This is a genomic window from Oceanobacillus jordanicus (assembly GCF_022095695.1).
GTDB lineage: Bacteria > Bacillota > Bacilli > Bacillales > Amphibacillaceae > Oceanobacillus_B > Oceanobacillus_B jordanicus.
In genome coordinates, this window is sequence record NZ_JAIFZM010000015.1 from 1 (window position 1) to 12,059 (window position 12,059).

Genomic DNA, 12,059 nt, shown 5'->3' on the forward strand with positions numbered 1-12,059 from the left:
TACTCCAACTCTTATTTTGCCATAAAATCACAGTTCCTTCTACGCTTACACTTCATATAGGTGTTTAACCTGAATATGCTTTCAACACTTCTCTCTACTATTCACGATACCCTGTGTTTGCTTTCACCTGGACTTCGGCATACCGTTTCAAGTCAACTTCTTTAGAGAATACTGTCCCTAAATACCCCCCTAAGAAACCTAATGGAACAGATATTATAGCCGGATTAGTTAACGAGAAGATAGGTTCTCCTACAAATAGCGCTGCACCTTCGATGGGGGAAAAAACGTTTGGACTAATTGCCACCAAAATTAACGCAGAAACTAACCCTAATACCATCGCTGTTACAGCACCACTTGTATTAAAACGCTTCCAGTATATCGTGTAAAGAATAACAGGTAAGTTCGCACTTGCCGCCACGCAAAACGCTAACGATACTAAAAAGGCGACATTCATATTTTGAGCAAATAATGCAAGTAGAATGGAAAAGATAGAAACACCTAAAGAGGCATACCGTGCTGCCAGCATTTGCTGCTTATCCGTTGCATTTCCTTTTTTTATAATTTGTCCGTAAATATCGTGCGCAAATGCAGAAGCTCCTGACAAAACTAACCCTGCAACAACTGCAAGTATCGTGGCAAATGCTACTGCTGAAACGAATGACATTAACAAATTACCACCAAGTACTTCAGCCAATAAAGGTGCTGCCATATTACCAGCCGGATTAGCTGCAGCTATAAGTTCCTCGCCCACAAAAGCAGCTGCCCCAAACCCTAGAAAAATCGTTAGTATATAAAAAATTCCAACAACCCATGTAGCGGTAACGACGGAGCTTCTTGCTGTTCTAGCATTTTTCACTGTAAAGAAACGCATTAAGATATGAGGTAAACCAGCAGTCCCCAATACAAGTGCCAACATTAAGGATATCGTGTCCAAAGGAACGGTATACTTTAGCCCTGGTTTTAAGTAATCGGCCCCATGACTCGTCGCTGTTTTCATTTCACTAAACATTCCAAGTATATTAAAGTTAAATTTTGCGAGTACCATAAAAGCAATAATAACAGTACCAATCATTAATAATACCGCTTTAATAATTTGAACCCAACTTGTTGCAGTCATGCCTCCAAATAATACATAAATAGTCATCATCACCCCAACTATTAGTACGGCAATCCAATAATCTATCCCGAATAATAGTTGGATGAGCGCACCTGCCCCTACGAGCTGCGCAATCATATAAAATATAACAATCGTAAGCGTACTTAGGGCAGCAATTCCCCTTACCTTTTTTGCATCAAACCTCGCATTTATCATGTCAGCAAGTGTGTATTTACCTAAGTTTCTCAAAGGCTCTGCTACTAAAAACATAACTACTAAGTACGCTATTAAAAAGCCAATACTGTAAAAGAAACCATCAAATCCATAAAGCGCAATGGCACCAGCAATACCTAAAAAGGAAGCTGCAGACAAATAATCTCCAGCGATAGCAAGTCCATTTTGCCAACCGGTTAATCCGCCACCTGCTGTATAAAAATCACCAGTAGTTTGAGTCTTTTTAGCCGCAAAATAAGTAATAACCAATGTAGTGAGGACGATTACTAAAAAAAGTGTCACAACCGTTCCGTTCATTCTTTCCCCTCCCCTAATTGGTCAGCTATTATTTCATCAGATTGTTTATCAAAATGCGCAGATTTTTTAACATAGATAATACAAAACACCCACGTCATAATAAATTGCGCAAATGCAAAAATCCATGCCCAAGATATGTCACCAATCGCTGGAGAATTTAAAAAAGTACTGTAAGAGGTTAAAATCGGGAGCAGAAAATAAAACACTAAAAATGTAATGGTTAACGGGACAATGAATCTTTTGCGCTTTGCAAGTAAATTCTTAAATGAAGAACTTTCGGCGATTTTCTGATAGTCTGGTTTACCTTCTGTAAAATCTTCGTGTTTGTATCCGCTTTCATAACTCATCCTATTTCCTCCTTGATTACATGCTCCATACGAGTACAAGCATGATTTGATTAAATAAATGGTATACTAATTTTAATTAACATTCAATAAATTTTGGGAATTTTCATTAAATTGGTAATATAGTCGTAGGCTAGTTGCTGGACTAGAGGAAGTTTGTCTTAAATGGTAACTTTATGAACAGAAGAATAAATAGAAACCATAGTAGCGTACCTTAGTACCTTATTCCATACTTCAAATCTGAAAATCACGTTTTAATTTGGTATAGTTAAATATGGCGGTTTCGAGGGATTTTCACAAAAGGTTGTCGATTATATAGCCACTAAAACATTAGTAAGGATGATGAATGTATGATAGAAGTTTATACAGATGGCGCTTCTCGTGGAGACCCAGGTAAAAGCGGTGCAGGTATCTACATAAAACAAGGAAAAACTAAATTTGAGTATGCGATACCTTTAGGAGAACTTTCCAATCATGAGGCAGAATTTCTCGCAGTAATAAAAGCTTTGGAAATTTGTGAGGAGAATTTTCCTAATGAGATTATTTCAATTAGGTCTGATTCGAAATTGGTGGTGGACGTTGTGGAAAAGAACTTTACACGCAACCAAAGCTATAAGCCATTTTTAGAAACCATTGTCCAAAAATCTGCTACGTTTCCCTACTTTTTTATTAAATGGATACCCGAGAAGCAAAACTATCATGCAGACAGACTCGCCAAGCAAGCTATAAATTAAAACGAACATTTGGCCGATCCCTACAAATGTTAGTTGAACGATTTGAACCTTTACTGGCAGTTGATTCCGATTGCATTCTTAAATTGTGGTCTTACTGCTATTTAAGGTTGGATAAGCGAAATACTATAAATAAAGGAGTTTAGTTCATGCCACACCGTAGAAGAAAGAAAGAGAGTATTCCTCATCTTATCATGAGGTACTTCATGCTTTTCATTGGCGCAGCATTAGCAGCAGCCTCTATTGAGCTTTTTCTCGTCCCTAATGAAATTATTGATGGCGGGATTATCGGTACCTCCCTGTTAATCAACTATTTAAGCGGTTTTAGCTTCGGGGTGCTTGTATTACTTATCAATATTCCTTTTTTGTATGCCGGACTAAAACGACTCGGGAAGGATTTTCTGTTTTCCTCACTATTTAGCATTCTCGCCCTTGCTATCGTTGAGTCATCCTTACACCATGTAGCACCCATAACAGATGACACTTTGCTGGCAACAGTATTTGGTGGTCTTTCACTTGGGGCAGGTGTTGGGATTGTCATCCGCAACTCCGGTGCATTGGATGGTACAGAAATCCTGGGTATTATATTATCGAGAAAAATCCCATTCTCAGTCGGTGAATTTGTGATGTTTATTAACATTTTTATCTTTCTCTGGGCAGGATTTGTGCTTGGCTGGGAACAAGCAATGTTCTCCATCCTAACTTATTACATTGCGTCCAAAACAATCGATGCAGTAGGACAAGGATTTAATGAAACAAAAGCAGCCATAATTGTTTCCAATTTAACAGGCGAGATTGCTGATGAAATAGGAGAGACACTTGGAAGAGGCGTAACCAAGCTGTATGGTCAAAACAGCTACCAGGAAACTGATACGGAAGTGATTTACGTAGTCGTGACTAGACTTGAAGTGGCCAAGCTAAAAGTTCTTATACATGGTATTGATCCAGGGGCCTTTACGACTATAATGGATACGCAAGAAGTTCATGGAGGAAGATTCAAAAGCGTAGGTCACTAATTTACAAAAAGCTTACTAGAACACTCCTTAACATGATAATTCTAAAATCCCAAAATAGTTATAAAAGCCAAGCGATGTATTATAGTCGCTTGGCTTTTATTATCAACTTCTCTCTCCCTGATGCGAAAAAAGTATTAACTCTATTATCTATTTTCAACCCGGTTTTCTATTTTTCCTATGTTCTCTATCTCGACGGTAACTGTATCACCGCCGTTTAGAAAACCTGGTGGGTCCATAGCAAAACCGACACCATTCGGAGTACCAGTCAAGATAATGTCACCTGGCTCTAATGTCATAATTGAGGATATGAATTCAATTAGGTAAGGAATATTAAAAATAAGATGCCTCGTATTTGATGATTGACGTTCCTCCCCATTCACAAATGACTTTATTTCCAGATTAGCCGGATCAGTAATCTCATCCGCTGTCACAATCCATGGCCCGACAGGTGTACTACGGTCAAGGGTTTTTCCCTGCAACCATTGTGGTGTGCGTTTTTGTAGGTCTCGAGCAGAAATATCATTTCCAATAGTATAGCCAAGAATATATTCACCAGCATTTTCTTTATGTACATTGGAAGCTTCTTTCCCAATAACAATGGTCAATTCTGCTTCATAATCAAGCTTGCTTGTTAAATGGCTTTTTATAATAACGTCCTCTGGCCCAATCAATGTATTGGCAAACTTGGCAAATAATACAGGGTAGTCTGGTACGTCACTTTTCATTTCTGCTGCATGCTCAGCATAATTTTTCCCAACACAGATGATCTTTCCAGGTCGCGAAATAGGCGTACCCAATTCGACCTCTTCCCTATCAAACTGTAATCGCTCAACGTGCGTACGTTCAACAAAGTCCAAAGCCTGTTTTGCTAGTTCTATTGCATCTGGCCCAGCTAGAAAAAAGGCATTTGGGTCTGCTGGAAAGTTCTCTGTACCTTCTCCCCCATTTGCCATCTCCATTTGTCTAAATGCATACTCCAGGTCCAATACATTCTTTTTATCTAACATTGCCCCAATCCGAAATGGGCTATTTTTTCCTTTTCTATAGCTAACAAGTTTCATATTCTCACCTCTTTATAATTTAGGAGTGTTGATGGATAATGTCTTGCACCTCTCTTAGTTGTGAGACGGAGATCTGGCCGGGTGCAGATTGGTGCTTTCCAGCAGCAAACGTAGCAGCACTTCCAAAAATTTCTCCGGACAGACGGCTTAATAAACCTAGTTTCCCCATCGCCATAGTAATGACAGGCAGTCCTGATTCCTTCGCCTCCTGGGTCACATCCAATAGTGTTAACAAATCCTTCACCGTCTGTGGCATCACCGCAATTTTAGGAATATCCGCACCAAGTGAGGCCATTTTTTGCAAACGAAAAAGCAAGGTTTCCTTTGCAGGCGTGTGGGTGAATTCATGGTTAGACAGGATAATCTTTACGCCTTGCTGTTTTGCATGGTTCATCATTTCTCGTAGCATGGTTTCATCTGTAAGTAATTCCATATCTACGAGTTCTACTAGTTTTGTATCAAGTACAACTTTTGTTAGATTAAAATAGTCGACTAAGGGCATAGGGCAATTACCGCCCTCTTGTTCGGTTCGAAAGGTGAATAAAAGTGGTGTGTTAGGTACCTTCTCTCGAATTAGGCTCAGCATATGCTTTACTGCAGCGTAATCTGCCACTCTTTTAAAAGCATCTGCCCGCCATTCGATAACATCCGGATTCAACTCTTTAATATAATCGATCTCTTCCAGTAATTCGCTCTCAGAGTCTCCCATAATAGGAACTATTATTTTGGGAGTCCCTTCTCCTATTGTAATGTGTTTTACCTTTATTGGTTTCATTTGTTATCCTCCAGTAGTATTTCTCTATAACTATTCTATCATTTTTAGCCCAACATTTTCAGATAATTTACTAGCTGTCTCTTTAAAGTATAAAAAAGTGACTCTCTTACCATACAACGTTACAATATGATATCTTTCCCCTATACTAGAATAAATTAATTACATTGCGAAATGAGGGTGACCATGGAGCGAGAAGACAAGAAAAGCATTGCCTTAACTGGATTTATGGGGGTCGGAAAAACATCTATAGGACAAGCCTTAGCGAAAAAAACAGGGAGACAGCTTATCGATATCGATGCAGAGATTGAAAAAGCACATGAGCTTCCTGTGCCGGAAATATTTCGTAAATATGGCGAAGAATATTTTCGAGAAAAAGAAAAAGTAATGATTCAATCCTATAGTCAGGAAAAAAAGAAGGTTCTATCTTTAGGAGGCGGAGCATTTCTGCAGCCAGAAGTGAGAGAAATTTGTATGGCATCCTGTTATGTTATCCATTTGGAACTATCCTGGGATAAATGGGTCGATCGGTGTGAACAACTCATCGAGACAAGACCCGTGCTACAAGGGAAGAGCCTTGATGAAATGAAAACTCTGTTTCATGCTAGAGAAAAAATCTACCAGGAATACCATCTGAAAATTAACACGGACCATTTATCCATCGACGAAGCCGCCGACGAAATAATACAATTATTATAAAGTGAACCTTCAATCAGTGGGGGTTTTCATTCTTCCCCTACTGATTGTTAGTTGAACGAAGATAAAGTAACTATCCGCCCGTAAAACGGGCGGTTTTAGTTTCGCCCTATAAGGGCACTTTACCAACGAGGCCCCTAAAGGGGCTTCGAAATTGACCGTCAACCGTTTATATTCCTATCTATTTTTTAAATGGATCGACGTATTCACGTTTACTCATGTTGTCTCGTAGTCTATCCTCAGATTCCTGTTCACGAATGTACTTTGCCACCGTTTTTTGATTGAGCCCCACTGTACTGACATAGTAACCTTTTGCCCAAAATGTGCGGTTCCCATGATTGTACTTCAGGTTTGCATGTCTGTCGTGAATCATTAAAGAGCTTTTACCTTTTAAGTAACCCATAAAGTAAGATACTGACATCTTTGGTGGTATTTTCACCAGCATATGGATGTGGTCGGGCATAGCATGAGCCTCGATAATTTCTACATCTTTCATCTCACATAAACGCCTTAAGATCACCCCGATGTCTCTTCTTAATTTGCCATAAATTACTTTCCTTCTATACTTGGGTATAAAGACGATGTGATACTTACAATTCCATCGGGTGTGTGATAAACTATTGTCACTCGACATGAGTAGATCTCCTTTCTGTATATAGAGTCGGTTTGACGGCCAACTCTATTATACCGAAAGGAGTTTTTTCTGTTACAACTCTACAAGTTTAATTCTCACACAGGCAGAGCCTGTGGTTTTAAAACCAGTAAATAAAAAAGAGACAGCTCTTGGATTTTCCAAGAGCTGTCTCTTTCTTTTTATAGCGCGCCCGGAGGGATTTGAACCCCCGACAAACCTGGTACCGGAAACCAGTGCTCTATCCAACTGAGCTACGGGCGCAAATTCTATTTTTCAAATAAGACACATAGGCTATTATAACGCCCCTGAATATTAGATACAAGCTTTTTATAAAAAAAAGGCACGAAAGTACTGTTTTTCAACTAGTAAGTTATTAAATCATGGGCATGTTTCATATAATTTATTAGCAGTAATCTATGAGGAGGAGTCCTATGCAAATTGATTCATCACTTCTTGAAGTAAGAAACCTGCATACACATTTTTTTACCAAGTCCGGTGTGGTGAAGGCAGTTGACGGGGTGGACTTTTCTGTGAAACCTGGAGAAACACTAGGAATAGTTGGCGAATCCGGTTCTGGAAAAAGTATCACGGCATTATCTATTCTTGGACTGATACCTTCTCCCCCTGGCCGGATTGTGGACGGAGAGGTTTTATTTAAGGGAGAAGACTTATTAAGAAAATCACCCAAGGAGATGAGAGCCTTACGTGGGAAGGAAATTGCAATGGTTTTTCAGGATCCGATGACTTCCCTTAACCCAGTTCTTACCGTAGAAAGACAGCTGGTTGAAACCATTTTGGCACATGAAAAGCTAACTAGAAAACAGGCATTTGATCGGGCATTGGAGTTACTAGATCTCGTTGGAATTCCCGATGCACGAAACAGAATTCGTAATTACCCTCATGAATTCAGCGGGGGAATGAGGCAACGGGTTATGATCGCAATTGCTTTATCATGTAATCCCTCTCTGCTTATTGCAGATGAGCCAACTACCGCTTTAGACGTGACCATTCAAGCGCAAATTTTGGAGTTGTTTAAGAAAATGCAGAAAGAACTCGATATGGCACTCGTTATGATTACACATGATCTTGGAGTGGTTGCCGAAGTTTGTGACAGGGTGATGGTAATGTACGCTGGAAAGCCAGCAGAGTACACGGAGACAAAAAAGTTATTCGATAATGGAAAACACCCTTATACACTTGGTCTCATGCACTCGATTCCTAAAATCACGGAAAAGAAGCAAAAACTTGAAGCTATTTCCGGGATGCCACCTGATTTGCGTTCTCTCCCTACTGGCTGCAATTTTGCACCACGATGTAAATTTGCAATGGAGAGCTGTCTGCATGCAGATCCCGAGTTAAAGAATGTAGAAGATAACCATGCAGTTAGATGCTTCCTTCATGACAAAGTTATTAGCGAGGAGGAATCCTTCAATGAAACCCCTATTGGAAGTGAAAAATCTTAAAAAACATTTTCCTATAAATGGTACTTCGCTATTTTCACGTAATAAAGACATGGTAAAAGCTGTGGATGGAATCTCTTTCAATGTAAAAGCAGGAGAAACACTGGGCCTAGTTGGGGAGAGTGGCTGTGGCAAATCTACTGCAGGTAGGTCTATTTTAAAATTGACTGAACCAACAGAGGGACAGCTCATCTATAAAGGAGAGGATATAACGGCTTTTCGTGGTGAACGTATGCGAAAGCTACGACAGGAAATGCAACTAATTTTTCAGGATCCTTATGCTTCCCTGAATCCAAGGAAGACAATTGAGCAGATCATTACGGAGCCCATGAAAATATTTCAGATGGAAAAAGCAGCACGTAAACAAAAACTGGACCGCTTACTAGATGTAGTTGGCTTAAGTTCCTATCACAAATCTCGCTATCCCCACGAGTTTAGTGGCGGACAGAGGCAACGTATCGGGATTGCCCGTTCTTTGGCACTAGACCCTGAGCTTGTCATATGTGATGAACCGGTTTCCGCCTTAGATGTATCCATTCAAGCACAAGTTATAAACTTGTTAGAAGAACTTCAAGAGGAGTTTAAACTAACGTACATTTTTATTGCCCATGATTTAAGTGTAATCCATCATATAAGTGATCGAGTGGCGGTTATGTATTTAGGTGAACTTGTGGAGATTGGAGATGCAGCTGAAGTCTATCAATCTCCTAAACATCCTTATACACAGGCACTTCTATCTGCTGTACCAAAAGTAAATCCTCATCAAGAAAAGGAGAGAATCATCTTAAAAGGTGATCTGCCATCACCAGCGAATCCACCAAAAGGGTGCAAGTTTCATACTCGTTGTCCATTCGCAGAAGCAATTTGCCGCAGTGAAAAGCCAACTATGAAACAAGTGTCTTTAACAGGGCAAATGGCTGCCTGCCACTTTGCAAAGGAGGTGGTGAATTAATCATACTGCTTCTAGAAACGTTGAAAGAAATCATACGAGGGGGATAAATAGTGATAAACAAAAAATGGTTAGGAATACTAGTCTTGTTGTTTGCAATGCTGCTTGCTGTCAGTGCGTGTACTGGTGATGACACGGATTCTAGTAATGAAGAATCCAATGTGGAATCAGCAAATGAGGATGGCACAGAAGATGTAGCTGGTGAAAAAACACTCATATTCGGCCGTGGCGCGGATTCCATTCAATTAGACCCATCAAAAGTAACCGATGGCGAATCAATCTATGTTACGAATCAAATTTATGACACACTTGTACGTTACAAGGAAGACAGTACGGAAGTAAAACCTGCACTAGCAACAGAGTGGACGCCTAGTGAAGACGGGTTAACCTGGACTTTTAAGCTTAGAGATGATGTAACGTTCCATGACGGAAATGATTTCACAGCAGAAGACGTTGTATTTAACTTCGAGCGTTGGGCTACATCTGCTGAATATATTTATTACGGCTACATGTTCGGAGCTTCTGAAGAAGACTTAGGTGGGATTATAGAATCCGTGGAAGCTACGAGTGACTACGAGGTAACCTTCACGCTAAGTGAGCCTAATGCTCCATTTTTACAAACCCTTGCAATGCCTCCTTTTGGAATTGCGAGCCCTAAAGCTGTTGAAGAACATGGAGAAGATTATTTCAAAAACCCTGTTGGAACAGGACCATTTGTATTCAGCGAATGGGTACCGGATGACAGCATTACGGTTACAAAAAACAATGACTATTTTGGAGATGCAGCAAAGGTAGATAAAGTAATCTTCCGTACAATTCCTGATAATGGTGCGCGTTTTATGGAACTACAGTCAGGTTCCATTGATATGATGACAGGCTTAAACCCTCAGGATATTCAAACGATAGATGCTGATGAAAGCTTACAGATTATCGAGCGCCCATCCATGAATATTAGTTATATGGCGATGAACACGGATAAAGAGGGTCCACTTGCTGAAAAGGCTGTCCGTCAGGCGATTAACTTAGCTATCGATAAAGAAAAGCTTGTCTCCCTTTACGAAGGAATTGGCAAGCCTGCTAAAAACCCTCTTCCACCTTCATTATGGGGATATAATGATGACATTGAAGACTATGGATACGATGTAGAAAAAGCGAAAGAATTGCTCGCTGAAGCAGGCTACGCTGATGGTTTTGATATTACATTAAATACGTTCTCTAACCCAAGACCATACATGCCTCAACCTAAAGTAAGTGCACAAGCAATCCAAGAAATGCTGAAAGAAGTAAATATTAATGTCGAGGTCATTGAAAGTGATTGGGACACACATTTGTCTCTAACAGAAAATGGCGAACATGACATGGCGTTTTTAGGCTGGACCGGCGATAACGGAGATCCAGACAATTTCCTCTATGTTTTACTCGATAAGGACAATGCAAAAATGGGTTCAGCTGGAAATATTGCATTCTATAAGAGTGATGAAGTCCATGATTTATTGAAGGCAGCCCAAACCGAAATGGACCAAGAAAAACGAACAGAATTATACTTGGAAGCACAGGAATTAATTCATGAGGATGCACCATGGTTCCCAATTGCCCATACAACACCGCCAATTGCAGCAAACAGCAAAGTGGTTGATTATGTGCCACACTCAACTGGAAGTGAACCTTTTAATATGCTTGATATTCAAGAGTAATGTAACAGGAGTGGTGCCGTGGAGCTACAACGGCACAACTCCCAATAAAAGGAGGTGTGTTTGATGCTGAAATATATTACCAAACGCTTGCTGATGCTCATCCCTGTTCTTATTGGTGTTTCCATTATTACGTTCTCACTCATTCATTTAATTCCTGGCGATCCTGCACGTAGTATGCTTGGAGAAAAGGCAACAGAGGAGCAATTGAGTGCGTTACGCCAAGAGCTAGGGCTGAACGATCCGTACATTGTTCAATACGGCCGTTTTTTAGGGGATATACTTCAGGGAGATTTGGGACAATCTATCCAATCAAAGGAATCCATTGGATATGAATTGTTACATAAGCTACCAGCAACTGTAGAGCTAACCTTATTTGCTATGTTACTTGCTGTCAGCATCGGTATTCTCGCAGGTGTAATTGCAGCAGTAAAGCAATATTCCTGGTTTGATAACATCAGTATGACAGGTGCTTTATTTGGTGTGTCACTCCCCATCTTCTGGCTTGGTCTTATGATGATTTGGTTCTTCTCCGTCAAACTAAATATTCTCCCACCTTCTGGCAGACTGACACCAGGCATCGAAATGAATACCATAACAAATTTCTATCTGCTAGATAGTCTTTTGACAGGGAATTTCCGTGCATTTAAAGATGCCTTTTTACATTTACTAATGCCTGGCATTGCATTAGGGACCATACCCATGGCTATTATTGCACGAATGACACGCTCCAGCATGTTGGAAGTGATGAAACAAGACTATATTCGTACCGCAGATGCCAAGGGATTAAAAACACGATTGATTATCTTTCACCATGCCTTAAAAAATGCCTTCCTTCCTGTCCTTACAGTTATCGGATTGCAATTCGGTCTATTGCTAGGAGGAGCCGTGCTTACTGAAACGATTTTTTCATGGCCAGGCATCGGACGATATGTATATTTGGCCGTTTTAGGAAGGGATTATCCCGTTGTGCAAAGCACGATCTTAATTGTGGCAACGATATTTGTGCTCGTTAACTTATTAACAGACCTCCTGTACAAGTATTTTGATCCGAGGATTCGTTATGAATAATTGCGTT

12 protein-coding genes and 1 tRNA gene are annotated in these 12,059 nt (G+C 40.1%); 7 read left to right on the forward strand and 6 right to left on the reverse strand.

Annotation, left to right across the window (positions count from 1 at the left end; all coding sequences use genetic code 11):
* Nucleotides 1-97 precede the first annotated feature (97 nt).
* Together K3T81_RS15360 and K3T81_RS15365 are read right to left on the reverse strand one after the other, a co-directional pair.
* Nucleotides 98-1,627: a solute symporter family protein gene (locus K3T81_RS15360; protein WP_238020905.1), complete on the reverse strand. Its 1,530-nt coding sequence runs from the start codon at nt 1,625-1,627 to the stop codon at nt 98-100.
* Nucleotides 1,624-1,974, reverse strand: a complete 351-nt coding sequence (locus K3T81_RS15365) for a DUF485 domain-containing protein (protein ID WP_238020914.1) — start codon at nt 1,972-1,974, stop codon at nt 1,624-1,626. The genes K3T81_RS15360 and K3T81_RS15365 overlap by 4 nt, the downstream gene beginning before the upstream one ends.
* A gap of 347 nt (nt 1,975-2,321) precedes the next feature.
* Here K3T81_RS15365 and K3T81_RS15370 point away from each other — a divergent pair, with 347 nt between their 5' ends.
* Together K3T81_RS15370 and K3T81_RS15375 are read left to right on the forward strand one after the other, a co-directional pair.
* Complete coding sequence (locus tag K3T81_RS15370) at nt 2,322-2,705, forward strand: ribonuclease HI family protein (protein WP_106897319.1); 384 nt, start codon at nt 2,322-2,324, stop codon at nt 2,703-2,705.
* A gap of 146 nt (nt 2,706-2,851) precedes the next feature.
* Nucleotides 2,852-3,718, forward strand: a complete 867-nt coding sequence (locus K3T81_RS15375) for a YitT family protein (RefSeq protein WP_238020916.1) — start codon at nt 2,852-2,854, stop codon at nt 3,716-3,718.
* Between the two features lie 143 nt (nt 3,719-3,861).
* Here the strand turns inward: K3T81_RS15375 and K3T81_RS15380 are convergent, their stop codons facing one another.
* Together K3T81_RS15380 and aroD are read right to left on the reverse strand one after the other, a co-directional pair.
* Nucleotides 3,862-4,779, reverse strand: coding sequence for a fumarylacetoacetate hydrolase family protein (locus K3T81_RS15380; protein WP_238020917.1), 918 nt, complete (start codon nt 4,777-4,779; stop codon nt 3,862-3,864).
* 19 nt (nt 4,780-4,798) lie between these two features.
* On the reverse strand, nt 4,799-5,554 hold the full coding sequence (aroD, locus tag K3T81_RS15385) for a type I 3-dehydroquinate dehydratase (RefSeq protein WP_238020925.1): 756 nt from the start codon (nt 5,552-5,554) through the stop codon (nt 4,799-4,801).
* 183 nt (nt 5,555-5,737) lie between these two features.
* Between aroD and K3T81_RS15390 the strand changes: the two genes are divergently transcribed.
* The gene (locus K3T81_RS15390; protein ID WP_238020926.1) at nt 5,738-6,250 is read left to right on the forward strand and encodes a shikimate kinase; all 513 of its coding nucleotides are present in this window, start codon (nt 5,738-5,740) and stop codon (nt 6,248-6,250) included.
* A 178-nt stretch (nt 6,251-6,428) separates the two neighbouring features.
* Here the strand turns inward: K3T81_RS15390 and tnpA are convergent, their stop codons facing one another.
* Both tnpA and K3T81_RS15400 read right to left on the reverse strand, forming a co-directional pair.
* Complete coding sequence (tnpA, locus tag K3T81_RS15395; protein ID WP_238020934.1) at nt 6,429-6,881, reverse strand: IS200/IS605 family transposase; 453 nt, start codon at nt 6,879-6,881, stop codon at nt 6,429-6,431.
* Nucleotides 6,882-7,066: 185 nt separating this feature from the next.
* Nucleotides 7,067-7,142: transfer RNA gene (locus K3T81_RS15400), tRNA-Arg, on the reverse strand.
* A gap of 170 nt (nt 7,143-7,312) precedes the next feature.
* On the opposite strand from K3T81_RS15400, the gene K3T81_RS15405 reads away from it, so the two are divergent.
* The 4 genes from K3T81_RS15405 to K3T81_RS15420 all read left to right on the forward strand — a co-directional run bounded on the left by K3T81_RS15405 (nt 7,313) and on the right by K3T81_RS15420 (nt 12,052).
* Complete coding sequence (locus K3T81_RS15405) at nt 7,313-8,344, forward strand: ABC transporter ATP-binding protein (protein ID WP_238020936.1); 1,032 nt, start codon at nt 7,313-7,315, stop codon at nt 8,342-8,344.
* Complete coding sequence (locus K3T81_RS15410; RefSeq protein ID WP_238020937.1) at nt 8,313-9,293, forward strand: ABC transporter ATP-binding protein; 981 nt, start codon at nt 8,313-8,315, stop codon at nt 9,291-9,293. The genes K3T81_RS15405 and K3T81_RS15410 overlap by 32 nt, the downstream gene beginning before the upstream one ends.
* Nucleotides 9,294-9,343: 50 nt before the next feature.
* Nucleotides 9,344-10,984 carry an ABC transporter substrate-binding protein gene (locus K3T81_RS15415; RefSeq protein ID WP_238020938.1) on the forward strand — a complete coding sequence of 547 codons (1,641 nt, stop codon included), beginning with the start codon at nt 9,344-9,346 and terminating at the stop codon, nt 10,982-10,984.
* 63 nt (nt 10,985-11,047) lie between these two features.
* Nucleotides 11,048-12,052, forward strand: coding sequence for an ABC transporter permease (locus K3T81_RS15420; RefSeq protein ID WP_058950492.1), 1,005 nt, complete (start codon nt 11,048-11,050; stop codon nt 12,050-12,052).
* The last annotated feature ends 7 nt before the right edge of the window (nt 12,053-12,059 follow it).